13 protein-coding genes are annotated in these 17,521 nt (G+C 64.2%); all 13 read left to right on the top strand.

Annotated features, from left to right (window positions below; genetic code table 11):
- Positions 1–101 precede the first annotated feature (101 nt).
- The 13 genes from CSQ93_RS11115 to CSQ93_RS11175 all read left to right on the top strand — a co-directional run bounded on the left by CSQ93_RS11115 (position 102) and on the right by CSQ93_RS11175 (position 17,505).
- Positions 102–941 carry a phytanoyl-CoA dioxygenase family protein gene (locus CSQ93_RS11115; RefSeq protein WP_099378086.1) on the top strand — a complete coding sequence of 280 codons (840 nt, stop codon included), beginning with the start codon at positions 102–104 and terminating at the stop codon, positions 939–941.
- Positions 941–1,759, top strand: coding sequence for a sugar phosphate isomerase/epimerase family protein (locus tag CSQ93_RS11120; protein WP_099378087.1), 819 nt, complete (start codon positions 941–943; stop codon positions 1,757–1,759). Before CSQ93_RS11115 ends, CSQ93_RS11120 begins: the two co-directional genes overlap by 1 nt.
- A gap of 48 nt (positions 1,760–1,807) precedes the next feature.
- On the top strand, positions 1,808–2,269 hold the full coding sequence (locus CSQ93_RS11125) for a MarR family winged helix-turn-helix transcriptional regulator (protein ID WP_099378088.1): 462 nt from the start codon (positions 1,808–1,810) through the stop codon (positions 2,267–2,269).
- Between the two features lie 165 nt (positions 2,270–2,434).
- Complete coding sequence (locus CSQ93_RS11130) at positions 2,435–4,810, top strand: M1 family metallopeptidase (protein WP_099378089.1); 2,376 nt, start codon at positions 2,435–2,437, stop codon at positions 4,808–4,810.
- A complete protein-coding gene (locus CSQ93_RS11135; protein ID WP_099378090.1) occupies positions 4,807–5,295 on the top strand; it encodes a DUF6702 family protein in 489 nt (162 codons plus the stop codon). Before CSQ93_RS11130 ends, CSQ93_RS11135 begins: the two co-directional genes overlap by 4 nt.
- Before the next feature lie 22 nt (positions 5,296–5,317).
- The gene (locus CSQ93_RS11140; RefSeq protein ID WP_099378091.1) at positions 5,318–7,354 is read left to right on the top strand and encodes a TonB-dependent receptor; all 2,037 of its coding nucleotides are present in this window, start codon (positions 5,318–5,320) and stop codon (positions 7,352–7,354) included.
- A gap of 103 nt (positions 7,355–7,457) precedes the next feature.
- Positions 7,458–8,192, top strand: a complete 735-nt coding sequence (locus tag CSQ93_RS11145; RefSeq protein WP_099378092.1) for a 2OG-Fe dioxygenase family protein — start codon at positions 7,458–7,460, stop codon at positions 8,190–8,192.
- Positions 8,193–8,334: 142 nt separating this feature from the next.
- A complete protein-coding gene (locus CSQ93_RS11150) occupies positions 8,335–9,696 on the top strand; it encodes a hybrid sensor histidine kinase/response regulator (protein WP_099378093.1) in 1,362 nt (453 codons plus the stop codon).
- A 265-nt stretch (positions 9,697–9,961) separates the two neighbouring features.
- Positions 9,962–10,690 carry a CerR family C-terminal domain-containing protein gene (locus CSQ93_RS11155; RefSeq protein WP_099378094.1) on the top strand — a complete coding sequence of 243 codons (729 nt, stop codon included), beginning with the start codon at positions 9,962–9,964 and terminating at the stop codon, positions 10,688–10,690.
- Positions 10,687–12,099, top strand: coding sequence for an efflux transporter outer membrane subunit (locus CSQ93_RS11160; RefSeq protein ID WP_233516137.1), 1,413 nt, complete (start codon positions 10,687–10,689; stop codon positions 12,097–12,099). Before CSQ93_RS11155 ends, CSQ93_RS11160 begins: the two co-directional genes overlap by 4 nt.
- Before the next feature lie 13 nt (positions 12,100–12,112).
- Positions 12,113–13,276: an efflux RND transporter periplasmic adaptor subunit gene (locus tag CSQ93_RS11165; protein WP_099378095.1), complete on the top strand. Its 1,164-nt coding sequence runs from the start codon at positions 12,113–12,115 to the stop codon at positions 13,274–13,276.
- A gap of 9 nt (positions 13,277–13,285) precedes the next feature.
- Positions 13,286–16,402 (top strand): efflux RND transporter permease subunit, encoded by a 3,117-nt coding sequence (locus tag CSQ93_RS11170; protein ID WP_099378096.1) that lies wholly within the window; start codon positions 13,286–13,288, stop codon positions 16,400–16,402.
- A 131-nt stretch (positions 16,403–16,533) separates the two neighbouring features.
- A complete protein-coding gene (locus CSQ93_RS11175; RefSeq protein WP_099378097.1) occupies positions 16,534–17,505 on the top strand; it encodes a hypothetical protein in 972 nt (323 codons plus the stop codon).
- Positions 17,506–17,521 lie beyond the last annotated feature (16 nt).

The raw sequence follows: 17,521 nt of genomic DNA on the forward strand, positions 1-17,521 counted from the left end.
TTGTCTTCGCTTTGGCGACAATCTGTCAACCGCGGGGCGATTGTTTGCCGCACTCGCCCATCCTACAATGGCGTTTTCCATTGACCTCCGGAGCCGCCGCCATGCTGACAATCTCACAACAAGAACAATACCAACGCGACGGCTACCTCATCCTGCCCGATTTCAAGGGTGCGGACGAAATCGCCGCCCTGCGCGCGCGCGCCGAGCAGATTGTCAACGAATTCGATCCCAGCGTCAGCCAGTCGATCTTCACCACGCGCGACCAGGCGAAGAACACCAACGATTATTTTCTCGCGTCCGACAACACCATCCGCTGCTTCTTCGAGGAAGAAGCGTTCGGTCCGGATGGCCAGTTGAAGCAGGCCAAATCCCTGTCGATCAACAAGATCGGCCACGCCATGCATGACCTGGACCCCGTCTTCCGCAGCTTTTCGGCCGATCCGAAACTGGCCGCAGTGGCGCGCGACCTGGGCCTGGCGGATGCACAGGTCTGGCAATCGATGTACATCTTCAAGCAACCCGGCATCGGCGGCGAAGTGCGCTGGCACCAGGACGCCACGTATTTCGAGACCACGCCGGTAAGCGTGACCACCTTCTGGTTCGCGCTGGAAGACGCCACCCTGGACAACGGCTGCCTGTGGGCCGAACCGGGCGGCCACCGCGGCCCGCTGCGCGAACGCTTCATCCGCAACGGCGACGCCGTGCGCGTGGAAAAACTCGATAGCACACCGTGGCCCGACGACAGCACGGCCGTGCCACTGGAAGTCAAGGCGGGCGCCCTCGTCTGCTTCCACGGCTTGCTGCCCCATTACAGCGCGCCGAACCGCTCGCCCGTCTCGCGCCACGCCTACACCTTGCACGCCACGGACGGCCAGACGCAATACGCGGCCCACAACTGGATCCAGCGCGACGACTCCTTCCCCGTGCGGGGCTTCGTCTGATGCGCATCGAGGTTTTCGCCGCCCACTGGGGCAATAACGAGCTGCCGCCCGACGTCTTCATCGACAAAGTGCTGGCGGCCGGTTTCGACGGCATCGAAATGTCGCTGCCGCTGGACGCGGCACTGCGCAAGGAATGGACAGACCGCATCGCCAGGGCGGGACTGCAACTGATCGCCGCGCAGTGGGAAACCGTGTTCCACAGCGACTTCGAACAGCACCGCGCCGCCCTGGCGGAACTGCTGGAAAACGCCTGCCTGGCGCGCCCCGTGCTGGTCAACACGCACACGGGCAAGGATTACTACAGCCAGGCGCAGAACGCGCAGCTGCTCGACCTGGCCGCCGCTATCTCCGCAAAACACGGCGTGCCCATCGTGCATGAAATCCACCGCAGCCGCTTTTCCGGCCACCCGATGTTGCTGCTGCCGTATCTGCAGCAGTATCCCGAGCTGCCCTTGACGGCCGACCTGTCGCACTGGTGCTGCGCCTGCGAATCCCTGCTGGAAGACCAGCCGCAGACCCTGGCTCAAGTACTGCCGCTGGTGCGCCACGTGCACGCGCGCGTCGGCCATGCGCAAGGACCGCAGGTAGCCGACTTCCGCGCGCCGGAAGCGAAACAGGCGCTCGACGCTCACCTGGCGTGGTGGGACGCCATCGTCGCCCTGCGCCGCGCGACCGGCGCCGAGCGCATGACGTTCACGCCGGAATTCGGCCCCGCCCCATACACGCAAACCTTGCCATACACGCAGCAGCCCGTGAGCGACGCGTGGGAACAGAACGTCGCGATGCTCGAACTGCTGCGCGCGCGTTACGCCGGGTAGGCGCCCGCGCTCATTGCAATTAGGTAGTGCGCTATATATACTGTCTCCATGGATACCACTACCGCCCCCAACCCCTTGCACCAGGTGCCGCGCCTGGACGGCCAGCTGTGCTTTGCGCTGTACTCGACCTCGCTTGCCATGAACAAGCTGTACCGCAAGCTGCTGCGCAAGCTCGGCCTCACCTATTCGCAATATCTGGTGATGATGGTGTTGTGGGAGCGCGATGGCCTGACAGTGTCGGAAGTGGGCGAGCGCCTGTTCCTCGACTCGGCCACACTGACGCCCCTGCTCAAGCGCATGGAGCAATCGGGCCTGTTGACGCGCACGCGCGCCGCCAGCGACGAGCGGCAAGTCATCATTTCCCTCACGGAACAGGGCGACCAGTTGCGCCACGAGGCGGCCCTGCTGCCAGAAGCCATCCTGACGGCCAGCCACTGCAGCGTGGAGCAGGTTGTGGACATGAAACAACAACTGAACCAGTTACGCGACAGCCTGATGAAAAGTGAGTAAAAGCGCTTCTTTTCCGAGCAAAATCAGGTAAAGCATTGCCCTGACAGCGCCAGGCAAAAGCTGGCGCGAAATCAGCCTTTCTTTATTACAAATCGATACAAGGATGGCCCCACCCTGCGTATAGAATAGTTGCCACTATTTCCTTACAACAACATCAGGGTGAATATGCGCATACCTTTCGGCTCCGTAGCCTCGCTGGCTCTCTGCTTTACCGTGTCGGCCTTCGCTGCCGAGCCCTTCGACGACAAGTTCCGCCAGCTCGAAGAAGTGCTGCCCACCCCGAATACCTACCGCACCGCCTCCGGCGCACCGGGCCACGCCTACTGGCAGCAGCGCGCCGACTACACGATCCGCGCCACCCTCGATGAAGCCAAACGAGAAATCGCTGGCAGCGGCACCGTCACCTACCATAACCAGTCGCCCGACACCCTCGGCTACCTGTGGGTGCAGCTGGACCAGAATATCTACAAGCCCGATTCCGACGCGCGCCGCATGGCCACGGCGCCATCGCGCCAGGCGTGGGCCAAGACGGCGGGCGAAGACACGATGAAGTTCGAAGGCTTGCGCGGCATCCTGGCACGCGGCGACTTCCAGGGCGGCTTCAATATCCGCGCCTTGAAAGGGGGCGATGGCCAGCCTTTGAAATATGTTGTGAACCGCACGATGATGCGCATCGACCTGCCGCAGCCTCTGAAACCGGGCCAGGATTTCGTCTTCCAGATCGACTGGGATTACCGCATCAATGAACAGAAGGTACTGGGCGGGCGCGCCGGCTATGAAGTCTTCGACGACAAGAACGCCCTGTTCGAAGTGGCGCAGTGGTTCCCGCGCATGGCGGCCTACTACGACGCAGCCGGCTGGCAGCACAAGCAATTCCTCGGCTCCGGCGAATTCACCCTGGAATTTGGCGACTACGACGTGCAGTTGACGGTGCCAGCCGACCATATCGTCGCCTCCACGGGCGAGCTGCAAAACCCGCAGGAGGTGCTGTCCGCCGCGCAGCGCGAGCGCCTGGCAAAGGCCCGCGGCAGCGACAAGCCCGTCGTCATCGTCACGCAAAAGGAAGCGGAAGCGGCCGAGAAATCCGTGAGCCGCGCGCAAAAAACGTGGCACTTCAAGGCGGCCAACGTGCGCGACTTCGCCTGGGCCTCTAGCCGCAAGTTCATCTGGGATGCACAAGGCTACAAGAAGGGCGGCAGCGATGTGATGGCCATGTCCTACTATCCGAAAGAGGGCAATCCGCTGTGGGAAAAGTACAGCACGCAAGCCATCGTGCACACGATCGAACAGTACAACAAGTACAGCATCAACTACCCGTATCCGACGGCCATTTCCGTCAACGGCCCCGTGGGCGGCATGGAGTATCCGATGATCTCGTTCAACGGTCCCCGTCCCGTGAAAGACAAGAAGACGGGCGAGCTGACCTACTCGAAGCGCACCAAATATGGTTTGATCGGCGTGATCATCCACGAGGTAGGCCACAACTACTACCCGATGATCATCAACTCGGACGAGCGCCAGTGGACGTGGATGGATGAAGGCCTCAACACCTTCGTGCAATACCTGGCGCAGCAGGCGTGGGAAGAAAACTATCCGGCCTCGCGCGGCGAACCGCGCGAGATCGTCGACTACATGCGTAGCCGCGACCAGGTGCCGATCATGACCAATTCCGAATCCTTGCTGCAGTTCGGCAACAACGCCTACGCCAAGCCGGCGGCGGGCCTGAACATCCTGCGCGAGACCATCCTCGGGCGCGAACTGTTCGACTACGCGTTCAAGGAATATGCGCAGCGCTGGAAGTTCAAGCGCCCCACTCCGGCCGACTTTTTCCGCACCATGGAAGACGCTTCCGGCACGGACCTCGACTGGTTCTGGCGCGGCTGGTTTTATACGACCGACCCGGTCGACATCAGCATCGACGGCATCAGCGAGTACGGCGTGAGTTCGAAGAATCCCGAAACGGAAAAGGCCTGGAAAAAAGCGCAAAAGGAGGCCCAGCCGGAATCCGTCACGAACCGCGCCAACAAGGGCATGCCGCGCCGGGTCGATGCACATCCGGAGCTGAAGGATTTCTACAATCAGCACGACGATTTCACGGTGACCAACAAGGACCGCAACGCCTATGCCGAAGCGCTGGCCGCCCTGGAACCGTGGGAAAAGGACTTGCTGAAACAGGGCAAGCACCTGTACCTGGTCGATCTGTCGAACGTGGGCGGCATGGTCATGCCCCTGATCCTCGAAATCGAACTAAAAAGCGGCAAGAAGTACGTCGAGCGCGTGCCGGCCGAAGTGTGGCGCTACTCGCCGAAGAAAATCACCAAGGTCGTCATCACGGATGAACCGATGGTGGGCCTGGTGCAGGACCCGTACTGGGAAACGGCCGACATCGACACCAGCAACAATAGCTGGCCGAGAAAAATCACGCCATCGCGCCTGGAACTGTTCAAGAGCGAGAAGTCGCCAAAGGACAACCTGATGCGCGATTTTCATACGCCGCTGAAAGACAAGAACGGCGGCTCGGCCAAGGGCGACGAGGCGTGAAGCGCTGGCGCGCGCTGGCTTGCGCCACGCTGGCCTGCGCCAGCATGGTGGCGAACGCCCATAATTTCCACATGGGTATCGCCGACATCAGCTATAACGCGACCAGCGGCAGCACGGAAGTGGTGCACACCTACACGGGCCACGACGTCGAGGCGCTCCTGACGAACCTGTACCAGCGCCAGTTCGACCTGGGTCAGGAAGACAGCGAAGCGGCCCTGCACCGCTATGTCGAGAAACAGTTCTACCTCGTGGGACCGGACGGCAAGCGCCTGCGCCTGAACTGGGTCGGCATGAAAGTCAATGCCGACAACGTGGTGATCTTCCAGGAGATCGAACGCACGCGCCTGGCCCCCGCCACGCGCATCCACAACCAGTTGCTGATCGATTTCCTGCCCAGCCAGCGCAACACCCTCAACGTGCAGGACAGCGGCAGCATCCAGACGCTGATTTTCGACCGCCAGAACACGGAACTGCCGATCCGCTAAGCCCTGCTACAACCAGACACCCATGACGCCACGCACTCTTTCCCTCCTCCTTGCCACCCTGTTTTCCGCCACCGCCGCCCATGCCGACGACATCTTCCAGCGCGTGCTGGTCGATGGTTCGCGCCTGAACCAGCTGGGCGTGGCCGATTCGGCCAACGCGGGCAGCGTCACGCAAAAGCAGCTCGACGCGCGCACCAGCTACCGTCCCGGCGAACTGCTCGAAGCCGTGCCGGGACTGATCGTCAGCCAGCATAGCGGCGAGGGCAAGGCCAACCAGTTCTACCTGCGCGGCTTCAACCTCGATCACGGCACGGACTTGCGCACCACCGTCGACGAGATGCCCGTCAACCAGCGCAGCCATGGCCACGGACAGGGCTGGACGGACCTGAACTTTTTGATCCCCGAACTGGCCATGCGCCTCGATTACAAAAAGGGGCCATATTCGGCGGCGCAAGGCGATTTTTCCTCGGCCGGCGCGGCGTCCGTCATCTACGCGAACCGCCTGACGCAGGGCATCGCCAGCCTGGGTATCGGACAAAACGGTTTTCGCCGCGCCCTGCTGGCCGATACGCTCGACGCGGGCGACGGCAGCCTGCTGTACGCGCTCGAAGCGCAGCATAACGATGGCCCGTTCACGCAGCCGGACCGCTACCGCAAGCTCAATGGCGTGCTGCGCTACAGCGAAGGCTATGCCAACAACGGCTTCAATGTCACGGCCATGGCGTATGACGCCAGCTGGAACGCCACCGATCAGATTCCGCTGCGGGCCGTGCAGGACGGCACCTTGGGCCGCTTCGACGCCATCGATGCCAGCGACGGCGGCAAGGCGCAGCGCTACAGCCTGTCGGGCGCCTGGCGCCAGACGACGGACGACATGTCGTCCAGGGTCAGCGCCTATGTGATCGCCAACCGCCTGGCCCTGTTCTCGAATTTTACGTATGCGATGGATGATCCCGATAACGGCGACCAGTTCGCCCAGCCCGACCGGCGCGTGACGTCCGGCCTCGACGCCAGCCATACCTGGCACCACCACACGGACAGGGGCAGCAGCGACACCACCATCGGCCTGCAGCTACAGAACGACAATATCCACAATGGCCTGTACAACACGCGGCAGCGGCAGATCCTATCGACCACGCGGCAAGACCATATCGTCGAATCGAGCATCGGCGTGTATGGCGAAAACAGCACGCGCTGGTCGCGCTGGCTGCGCACCGTGGCCGGCCTGCGCGCGGACGCCTACCGCTTCGATGTGCGCAGCGACCGCGCCGCCAATTCGGGCACGGCCAGCGACCATTTGTTCAGCCCCAGCCTGAGCGTGATCGCGGGGCCCTGGCGCGATACGGAAGCGTATTTCAACATCGGCAATGGCTTTCACAGCAACGATGCGCGCGGCACGACGATCACGCTCGACCCGAAGACGGGCGAAGCGGCGGACAAGGTCACACCCCTGGTGCGCTCGCGCGGACTGGAACTGGGCTTGCGCAGTGCCGCCATCGTCGGCCTGCAAACCTCGCTGTCGCTGTACCGCCTGGACTTCGATTCCGAGCTGCTGTTCATCGGCGACGCGGGCGCCACCGAGGCGGGCCGCCCCAGCCGCCGCTACGGCATCGAGTTTTCCAGCTACTACAAGGCGGCCAGCTGGCTGTCGCTGGACCTGGACCTCGCATATGCGCGGGCGCGCTCGCGCGGCAGCGACCCGGCGGGCGACCTCATCCCCGGCGCCATCGAAGGCGTGGCCCAGCTGGCCATGACGGTGACGCCATCGGGGCCGTGGTCAGGCTCCTTGCGCCTGCGCTACTTCGGTCCGCGCCCGCTGGTGGAAGACAACAGCGTGCGCTCCGCGGCCAGCGTGGGCTTGAACGGGCGCATCGCCTACCAGATCGACAAGACCTTGCGCGTGGAGCTGGAAGGCTACAACCTGGCCAACCGGCGCGACTCGGCCATCGACTATTACTATGCCTCGCGCCTGCCCGGCGAGGCGCAGCCCGTCGACGATATCCACTTCCATCCGGTGGAATCGCGCTCGCTGCGTCTGACCCTGGTAAAGAATTTTTAACGCAACAAGAATAATTCCTGTCTCAGTGCACAGGAAACGCCGCGAAGTCGTAGAATGCCAGGCTGGATAAACTGAGACAGGCCGCATTGCGGCCGGCACCGCCATGAGCACTTCCGCACCGATCTTTACCGACCCGTCCCACGTCAAGGAAGCCTTGCGCGATGACGGCTATGCCGTCCTGCGCCCGCAGGACGTGGCCGCGCTGGCCGGCTGCCCGCTGGCCGCATTGCGCGCGCTGGAACCAAGCTGGAATACCTTGCCGCTGGACAATTACCTGAAGGATGGCGGCCGCTATCGCCGCCGGCGCCACTCGTGCTTCGTGCAGGATGGCGAGCGCCTGACGCAGACGGCGCACCGTCCGCACTGGCAACCGGTGGAGTACAACGCCCTGCACGGCGGCATGCACCGCCTGTTCGAACCGGTCGAAGCGGCTATCGTCGCGCAAGCGGCCTGGCAACAGCTGCTCCGCGCGCTGGGCGACGCCTGCTCGCAGGTCAAGGGCAGCCAGCCGTGGTTCATCGAGGCGCACCAGTTCCGCATCGATACGACCGATGGCATCGGCCGCCCCACGCCGGAAGGCGCGCACCGCGACGGTGTCGATTTTGTCGCCGTGCTGCTGATCGGGCGCGAACAGGTCAAGGGCGGCGAGACGCGCATCTTCGAAGCAGACGGCCCCAACGGCAAGCGCTTTACCCTGACCGAGCCATGGTCGCTGCTGCTGCTCGACGATGCAGCCGTGATCCACGAATCGACGCCGATCCAGCCTATCGGCGAGCATGGACACCGCGATACGCTCGTGCTCACCTATCGCGCAGGCCAATTCCAGGGCGAAAACTGACAAGCGGCCACAGCATTCCCTGTGGCCAAAATAGTTACTTGGAAGTTACTTTTGCAGACCTAAATCCGATATAGTCATACGATGTCGATATTGTGCGCTCATCGCGCCCAGCATCACCACACTGAAATTCTAGGAGAGGTCTGTGGACTCCAACAACCAAATCAAGCCTGACGAAATCGAGATCCTGATCGTCGAGGACAGCCCGACTCAGGCGGAGCGCTTGCGCCGCCTGATCCAGTCGCTGCACTATAACGCCCGCGTGGCGGCGAATGGCCAGCTGGCCCTGGCCGCCATCCGCGAGCGCAAACCGCACCTGGTGCTGTCCGATATCGTCATGCCTGAAATGAATGGCTACGACCTGTGCCGCGCCATCAAGTCCGATCCGACCTTGCGCGACATCCCCGTGATCCTCGTCACCTCGCTCAACGATCCGAAGGACATCATCCGCGGCATCGAGTGCGGCGCCGACAATTTCATCCGCAAGCCTTACGCGGAAGACTACCTGCTCAACCGCATCAGCCACATGCTGATGAACCAGAAGTTGCGCAAGAACCAGAACGTGGAAATCGGCATCGCCCTGTACCTGGGCGACCAGAAGCATTTCATCAATGCGGAACGCCAGCAAATCCTCGACCTGCTGATCTCGACCTATGAACAGGCGGTGCAGGTGAACGGCGAACTGCAGGCGCGCGAACGCCAGGTGATCGAGCTGAACATGCGCCTGGCGCACCATGCGGCCGAACTGGAAACCATCAACCGCGAAATCGCCCTGAAAAACCTGGAACTGGCCGAAGCGAGCCGCATGAAGTCCGCCTTCATCGCCAACATGTCGCATGAACTGCGCACGCCGCTCAACGCCATCATCGGCTTCACGGGCGCGCTGCTGATGAAACTGCCCGGCCCCCTGACGTCCGACCAGGACAAGCAACTCAATACCATCCGCGCCAGCGCGCGCCATCTGCTCTCGCTGATCAACGACATCCTCGACGTGGCCAAGATCGAGGCGGGCAAGCTGACCCTGTCGATCGAGCCCGTGCACTGCCAGGAACTGATGGCCGACGTGGCCGACACCCTGCGCCCCCTGGCCCAGCAAAAAGGCCTGGCCCTGGAAATGGCGCTGGGAGAAGCGGGCCAGCCGCCCGCCATCATCGACACGGATCGCCGCGCACTGACGCAAATCCTCATCAACTTGCTCAACAACGCCATCAAGTTCACGGAACAGGGCACGGTGCGCATCAGCCTTGCCCAGCGCGACGAAGACGGCGTGCTGGTGACGGAAATGAGCATCGCCGACAGCGGCGCCGGCATCAAGGAAGAAGACCAGGCCAAGCTGTTCCAGGCCTTCTCGCAGCTCGATTCCACCTCCACGCGCCATGTGGAAGGGGCGGGACTGGGCCTGTACCTGTGCCAGAACCTGGCCAACGCCATCGGCGGCGCCCTGTTCTTCAACAGCGACTACGGTTCCGGCAGCACGTTTACCCTGGCCCTGCGCAGCAAGGCCTGAGCTGCTGTGCGCCGCAGCATGAAATGCTGGCTTTTTGCCATCCCAGACAGACCGATACAGTAGTTCTACGGTATTGCACCGCACCATTTTCGGCGCTATAGTAGAACTGTCTCCTCCAATTCGTTCTCCGAACATTGGATTCAGCCCGCGAATACAACCGCGGGCTTTTTTTTGCCTGCGTTTTCCACGCATCTTCATCCTTTCTTAACTAAATCAACCGGCTTAGTTATATCAATCGCTTGAGATATATGATTAAATCTCCGACATGATTGAAAAAACCGCCATCCCCACTTCCCACGCCGACGATGGGCGCAAGCCCCGCTCCGACGGCGAACAGTCGCGCGAGCGGCTGCTGCATAGCGCCATCCGCCTGTTCGCCGAACAGGGTTACGCCAAGACCTCCACGCGCGAACTGGCGCAGGCGGCCGGCACCAACGCAGCCGCCATCAGCTATTATTTTGGCGACAAGGCTGGCCTGTACCGCGCCGCCTTTGCGCAGCAGTCAGCCAGCCCGCAAGACAATATCGCCCTGTACGAACAACCGCATTTCACCTTGCGCGAAAGCCTGGAAGGCTTTTATGCGCAATTGCTCGCGCCCATGCAGCAGGGCGACATCGCACGCGACTGCATGCGCCTGTGGTGCCGCGAAATGCTCGAACCGACGGGCCTGTGGGCGCGCGAGATCGACCAGAATATCCGCCCCGAGCACGAGGCGCTCACGCGCGTGCTGGCGCGCCACCTGGGTGCGCCCGACAACAGCGACGACATGCACCGCCTGGCGTTTTCCATCGCTTCGCTGGCCTTGCAGCACATGGTGGGCACCGAAGTGCTGCAAACCCTGCGCCCGCAACTGCTGGAGTCGCCGCACGCGATCGACACCTGGCTGGCGCGCATGACCGACTACGCGCTGGCCATGGCCGAGGTGGAGCGCCGGCGCCTGGCCATTCCACCCTCCCACCGTACCGCTCAACGACAAGCAGAAGGACAAGCATGACGACTATTCGATGCACCGTTCAACGCGTCCTGGCTGTCAGCATCGTGCTGGCACTGGGCGGTTGCGCCCTGCAGGGGCCGCCCGCAGCGGTGGCCGCCAGTGCCCCCGCTCAGTGGCAGGCACCGCTGCCACATAACGGCAAACTGACGGACCTGGCCAGCTGGTGGCAGGGTCAGGGCGACAGCCTGCTGGTGGAACTGATCAACGACGCGCAGCAGGTCAGTCCGACCATCGCCGCCGCCGGCACGCGCATCGTGCAGGCGCGCGCGGACAGCATCGCCAGCGGCGCTGCGCTGGCGCCCAAGCTCGATGCAACGGGCAGCGTGGTGCGCACCAGCCAGCAATCGGCGCAGCCGAGCGGCACCACCTCGCAGGCTGCGCTTCAGGCGTCGTGGGAAATCGACGTGTTTGGCGCCAACCGCGCCACGCGCGATGCGGCGCAGGAGCGCTACGACAGCGCCCGCGCGCTCTGGCATGAAGCGCGCGTCTCGGTGGCCGCCGAAGTGGCGAACCAGTACTACGCCTTGCGCACCTGCCAGCAATTGCAGGCCGTGTCCGATCAGGATGCCGTCTCGCGCCGCGATTCGGCACGCCTGACGGAGCTGAGCGCCGGTGCCGGCTTCCAGCCGCCCGCCAACGCCGCCCTGGCCCGCGCCAGCGCCGCCGAAGGCGCCAGCCGAGCCATCGAACAGCGCGCCGCCTGCGACGTGAATGTCAAGGCGCTGGTGGCCCTGTCGGCGATGCCGGAAGCGTCGCTGCGCCAGAAGCTGGCGGCCAGTCCCTTTGTTGCGCCCTCGCCCGTGGCGATTGCGGAATTGCCTGCGCAAACCCTGGGCCAGCGTCCCGACATCTACAGCGCTGAACGCGAAGTGGCAGCCGCCAGCTTCGAAGTGCGCGGCGCGCAGGCGCAGCGCTACCCGCGCCTGAGCCTTGCCGGCTCCATCGGCAAGGGCAATATCCGCGCCGGCGGCACCAGCATCACGGCCAGCACCTGGAGCATCGGCCCGCTGGCCGTCAGCCTGCCCATCTTCGACGGCGGCACCCGCCGCGCCCAGGTCGATGCGGCCACGGCGCGCTACGACGAAGCCGTGGTGAAATATCGTGCCGGCGTGCGCCAGGCCGTGCGCGAAGTGGAAGAGGCGCTGGTCAACCTGGCCAGCACGGACGAGCGCAGCAGCTACGCCAAGACGGCCCTGGAAGGCTACCGCGTGTCGTTTGTCGCCACCGAGGACCGCTACAAGAATGGCCTGGCCAGCCTGATCGAACTGGAAGACGCGCGCCGCACGCGCCTGGCCGCCGAAAATACGGTGGTCAATCTCGAGCGCGAACGCAGCGCCGCCTGGGTGGCGCTGTACCGCGCCGCCGGCGGCGGCTGGACCAGCAGCGCCATCGCCAACAATGCCCTCTGACGGATACGACAACATGAAAAAAATGACCTTGAAACCGATGGCGCTCGCCCTTGCCGCCCTTTGCGTTGTGCTGGGTGCCGGCGTGGCCCTGTACTCCCCGTCCTCCACGGCGGCAGATGACGCCAAGGATAAGAACGCGGCGCAAAAGCCGGCGCTCACCGTCACCACGGCCAAGCCGCAAACGGCCAACCTGCCCATCAAGCTGCAGGCGAACGGCAACGTGGCCGCCTGGCAGGAAGCCGTCATCGGCAGCGAATCGAACGGCTTGCGCCTGACCGACGTGCGCGTGAATGTCGGCGACGTCGTGCGCGCCGGCCAGGTGCTGGCCGTGTTCTCGAACGACACGGTGAACGCCGACGTGGCGCAGGCGAAGGCCGCCGTGCTGGAGGCGGAAGCGAATGCCGCGGAAGCAGCCGCCAACGCACAGCGCGCCCGCTCGCTGCAAAGCACGGGCGCCATCAGCGCGCAGCAGATCAGCCAGTACCTGACGGCAGAGCAGACGGCCAACGCGCGCATCGCCTCGACCAAGGCGCAGTTGGCGTCACAGCAGCTGCGCCTGAAATACACGCAGGTGGTGGCGCCCGACAGCGGCATCATCTCCTCGCGCTCGGCTACCGTGGGGTCGGTGGTGGGCGCCGGCACGGAATTGTTCCGCATGATCCGCCAGGGCCGCCTCGAATGGCGCGCCGAAGTGACGGCCACTGAATTACTGAACCTGAAAGCGGGTACCCTGGCGCAGGTCAAGGCCGCCAACGGCAGCACTTTGACGGGAAAGGTGCGCATGATTGCCCCTACCGTCGACCCGCAGACGCGTTCCGCCCTCGTGTATGTCGACCTGCCGGCCAGCACCGGCAACAATGCACCGTTCAAGGCCGGCATGTACGCCAGCGGCGAATTTGAGCTGGGCACCTCGGGCGCGCTGACGGTGCCGCAGCAGGCGATTGCCGTGCGCGATGGCTTCAGTTATGTCTTCCGCCTCAATGCCGACCAGCGGGTCAGCCAGATCAAGGTGCAGGCCGGACGGCGCCTGAGCGACCGCATTGAAATCCTGGGCGGCATCACGGCCGACACGACGATTGTCGTCAGCGGCGCCGGCTTCCTCAATGACGGCGACCTGGTACGCAATGTGCAAAACCTGGTTGCAGCAGCTGCCAAGCCAGCCACGGCGAAAAAGTAAGGAGAGGCCATGAATTTTTCCTCCCTCTCGATCAAGAATCCGATCCCGGCCATCATGCTGTTCGTGCTGCTGACCCTGGCCGGTCTGCTGGCCTACAAGGCCAATCCGGTACAGGATTTCCCTGACATCGAACTGCCCATCGTCACCGTCAGCGCGGTGCTGCCCGGCGCCGCGCCGGCCCAGCTGGAAACGGAAGTGGCGCGCAAGATCGAAGACTCCGTCGCCACCCTGCAAGGCGTGAAAAACATCTACACCAAGGTGCTCGATGGCGTCGTCACGGTCACCGTGGAATTCATCCTGGAAAAGCAGATCGCCGAAGCCGTCAACGATGTGCGCGACGCCGTCGCGCGCGTGAAAGCGGACATGCCGGCCGAGCTGCGCGACCCCACCGTCACCAAGGCTTCCACGGCCGGGCGCGTGGTGCTGACCTTTATCGCCACGGCGAAAGGGGGCGTGGACAATCCGCTCGACGCGCCCGACCTGTCCTGGTTTGTCGACAATACGGTGGCCAAGCGCCTCTTGACCGTACCCGGCGTGGGCGCCGTCACCCGCGTGGGCGGCGTCTACCGCGAGATCCAGGTGGAACTCGATGAAGCGCGCATGGCCGCATTGAAAGTGTCGGCCCTCGACGTCTCGCGCCAGCTGCGCCTGGTGCAGCGCGAAGCGCCTGGCGGCCGGGGCGACATCAGCGGCGCCGAGCAATCAGTGCGCACCATCGCCACCGTCAAGACGGCCGATGAACTGTCGCGCGTGGAAGTACCGCTGCCGGACGGCCGCCATGTGCGCCTGGACCAGGTGGCCACCGTGCGCGACACGATCGCCGAACCGCGCGCGCTGGCCGAGCAGGATGGCAAGACGGTCGTCGCCTTTGAAGTGTTCCGCACCAAGGGCGCCAGTGAAGTGGCCGTCGCCAAGGGCGCACGCGACGCCATCGCCGACCTGCAGAAGGAAAACCCGAATGTGGTACTGCAGCAGTCGATCGACAATGCCTTCCCCGTCGAGGAAAACTTCGACGGCTCGATGGAGCTGCTGTACGAAGGCGCGCTGCTGGCCGTGCTGGTGGTGTGGTGGTTCCTGCGCGACTGGCGCGCCACCCTGGTGGCCGCCGCTGCCCTGCCCCTGTCCGTGATGCCGGCCTTCCTCGGCATCTACTGGTTCGGCTACACGCTCAATACCGTCACCCTGCTGTCGCTGGCCCTGGTCGTCGGCGTGCTGGTCGACGACGCCATCGTGGAAATCGAAAACATCGAGCGCCATCTGCGCATGGGCAAGTCGCCAATGGAAGCGGCCATGGAAGCGGCCGACGAAATCGGCATGGCGGTGATCGCCACCACCTTCGCGCTGGTCGCCGTGTTCCTGCCAACGGCCTTCATGAGCGGCATTCCCGGCCTGTTCTTCAAGCAGTTCGGCTGGACGGCCGTGCTGGCCGTGCTGGCGTCTCTGGTGGTGGCGCGCCTGCTCACGCCGATGATGGCCGCCTACATATTGAAACCGCTGCCGCACAAGGAAGAGCAGGATGGCTGGCTGATGACGCGCTACCTGACGGTCATGCGCTGGTGCCTGAACCACCGCGGCATCACGGCCATCGCCGCAGCCCTGTTCTTTGTCGGCGCCATCGCGCTCGTGCCGCTGCTGCCGACCGGTTTCGTGCCGGCCGCCGACCGCGCGCAGACGCAAATCAACCTGGAACTGCCGCCCGGCTCCACCTTGGGTGAAACGCAGGCCGTGGCAGCATTGGCGCGCGATGCGGCCATGCGCACGCCTGGCATCCAGGGCGTCTTCAGTTCGATAGGCGGCGGCTCCAGCGGCGACGCCTTCGCCCCCGGCGCGGCAGCCGAGGCGCGCCGCGCCGTGCTGACCCTGACCACCGTGCACCGCACGGAGCGCAAGGAATCGATGGCTGGCCTGGAAACGCAGTTGCGCAACAAGCTCGATACGATTCCCGGCGCCCGCTTCACGGTGGGACCGCCCGACACGGGCGTCAAGATGCAGCTGGTGCTGCGCTCGGAAGATCCGGTGGCTTTGACGGCGGCGGCGCAAAAAGTCGAGCGCGAACTGCGCGGCCTGAAAGGCATCGGCAACGTCAATTCCAGCGCCTCGCTGGTGCGACCGGAAATCATCGTGCGCCCCGATTTCGCCAAGGCGGCCGACCTGGGTGTGACGGCGGCGGCCATCGGCGAAACGGTGCGCGTGGCCACGGCCGGCGACTACGACACGGACCTGACGAAAATGAACCTGCCCGAGCGGCAAGTGCCGATCCGCGTCAAGTTGCCCAACAGCGTGCGCGCCGACCTGGCCGCCATCGAGCGCCTGACGGTGCCCGGCAAGAATGGTCCCGTGCGCCTTGCGAACGTGGCCACGGTGACGATGGAAAGCGGCCCGGCACAGATCGACCGCCTGAACCGCAGCCGCAACGTGACGCTGGACGTGGAACTCGGTTCGCGCACCCTCGGTGAACTGAACGAAGAAGCGCGCGCGCTGCCGTCGATGAAGAATCTGCCGCCATCCGTGAAGATCGCCGAACTGGGCGACGCGCAGGAGATGGCCTCGCTGTTCGCCAGCTTCGGCCTGGCCATGCTGATCGGCGTGCTGTGCATCTACTGCGTGCTGGTGCTGCTGTTCAAGGACTTCATGCAGCCGGTAACCATCCTGGCGGCGCTGCCGCTGTCGATCGGCGGCGCCTTCGTGGCGCTGCTGATCACTGGCAGCGCCCTGTCGATGCCGTCGATGATCGGTCTGATCATGCTGATGGGGATCGTCACCAAGAACTCGATCCTGCTGGTCGACTATGCGATCCTGGCGCGCCAGGCGGGCATGAACCGCTTCGATGCGCTGGTCGACGCCTGTCACAAGCGCAGCCGCCCCATCCTGATGACGACGATCGCCATGGGCGCCGGCATGATGCCGCTGGCACTGGGCTGGGGCGCCGACCCCAGCTTCCGTTCGCCGATGGCCATTACCGTGATCGGCGGCCTGATCACGTCGACCTTACTCAGCCTGCTGGTGGTGCCTGCCGTGTTCACCTACATCGACGATCTGGAGCACCTGCTCAAGCGCGGCATGGCGAAACTGCGCCGCCAGAAGGCGCCGCTGCGGCGCGATGACAAGGTGGCGCTGGAAAAATAAGCGCCGCCACTGTTTGCAAAATCGCCCCCTGCGGGCAAGGAAGCGAAGGACCGGCCGTCAGGCCGCGCTCCCTCGCTTCCATCTATCTGGCATACTGCGCCCATTCTCCATGAACGCAATCTGCCCTGCCTATGAATTACCGCACCCCGCTCGTCCTGCTACTGGTATCCGCACTGCTCGGCGCCTGCTCGGACAAGACCGCCCCCGCCAGCGCCGACGTGGCAGCTGACGTCGTAACCGAGGTCCCCGCGGCCGCTGACGATGCCGCATCGGCCGAACACGTGCCGCCGCCGGCCGCCACGGCGCCAAGAACGGAAGCGATGAACACGCCGCAGGCGCGCGAACTCGAAGTGGGCATGATGCGCGCCGTCTTCGGCAAGGACTATCGCAGCGACAGCGACGATGCGCTGGCCGACCTGTCCGATCCGGACAAGCACGTCGACAGACTCAGTTACGTGGTCAGCTCCGTCAGCCACAAGCTGCTGCCCGATGGCCGCGCCATCCTGGTGGCGAATGCGGAAACGGCCAACACGGAAGGCACGGCCGAATCGGCGCATGCCTCGTCGGGACTGTTGAATGTGTTTTTCCTCGCGCCCAAGGGCCAGCCGGAAGACGGCCAGTGGCAAGTCGTGAAACGGCTGGAAAACATTGCCGCCCTCGGTTCGTCGGGCCAACTCGGCGAAGTCCACTGGGTCATGCTGGGCGCGAACAAGCCGGGACTGGCGATCCGCCATGGCTATACGGGCCAGGGCTACACCATCACGCAACTGGCCCTGTTTGAAATCGGCGACGGCAAGGTGACCACGCTTGATGGCGGAATCGACCTGTACTCGGACAATATGGGCGCCTGCACGCCGGACATGGACGAGTGCTGGATGGTCAGCGGCAATTGGCGCTTCGCCACGGCGCGCAATGGCGGCGCCTACGACGACCTGCTGATCGATTTCAAGGGCGCCTCCGAGAAGATCAAGCCCGGCGTCACGGTCAAGCCGGATGAAGACCCGCCGCGCATTGCCACACCGTTGAACGGCCACGCGCGCTATGGCTTCGATGGCAAGGGATACAAACTGGTCGAGGGCAAGAACACGGTGCCTGGCGTCTGAGCCAGGCACCGGCAAA

This window comes from Janthinobacterium sp. BJB426 (assembly GCF_002735705.1).
Taxonomy (GTDB): domain Bacteria; phylum Pseudomonadota; class Gammaproteobacteria; order Burkholderiales; family Burkholderiaceae_D; genus Janthinobacterium.

Bases quoted from the DNA above. Each gene is read 5' to 3' on its own strand.
- CSQ93_RS11175 (WP_099378097.1), top strand. From the start codon at position 16,534: ATGAATTACCGCACCCCGCTCGTCCTGCTACTGGTATCCGCACTGCTC.
- CSQ93_RS11120 (WP_099378087.1), top strand. From the start codon at position 941: ATGCGCATCGAGGTTTTCGCCGCCCACTGGGGCAATAACGAGCTGCCG.
- CSQ93_RS11145 (WP_099378092.1), top strand. From the start codon at position 7,458: ATGAGCACTTCCGCACCGATCTTTACCGACCCGTCCCACGTCAAGGAA.
- CSQ93_RS11165 (WP_099378095.1), top strand. From the start codon at position 12,113: ATGAAAAAAATGACCTTGAAACCGATGGCGCTCGCCCTTGCCGCCCTT.
- CSQ93_RS11170 (WP_099378096.1), top strand. From the start codon at position 13,286: ATGAATTTTTCCTCCCTCTCGATCAAGAATCCGATCCCGGCCATCATG.
- CSQ93_RS11140 (WP_099378091.1), top strand. From the start codon at position 5,318: ATGACGCCACGCACTCTTTCCCTCCTCCTTGCCACCCTGTTTTCCGCC.
- CSQ93_RS11160 (WP_233516137.1), top strand. From the start codon at position 10,687: ATGACGACTATTCGATGCACCGTTCAACGCGTCCTGGCTGTCAGCATC.
- CSQ93_RS11155 (WP_099378094.1), top strand. From the start codon at position 9,962: ATGATTGAAAAAACCGCCATCCCCACTTCCCACGCCGACGATGGGCGC.
- CSQ93_RS11115 (WP_099378086.1), top strand. From the start codon at position 102: ATGCTGACAATCTCACAACAAGAACAATACCAACGCGACGGCTACCTC.
- CSQ93_RS11125 (WP_099378088.1), top strand. From the start codon at position 1,808: ATGGATACCACTACCGCCCCCAACCCCTTGCACCAGGTGCCGCGCCTG.
- CSQ93_RS11130 (WP_099378089.1), top strand. From the start codon at position 2,435: ATGCGCATACCTTTCGGCTCCGTAGCCTCGCTGGCTCTCTGCTTTACC.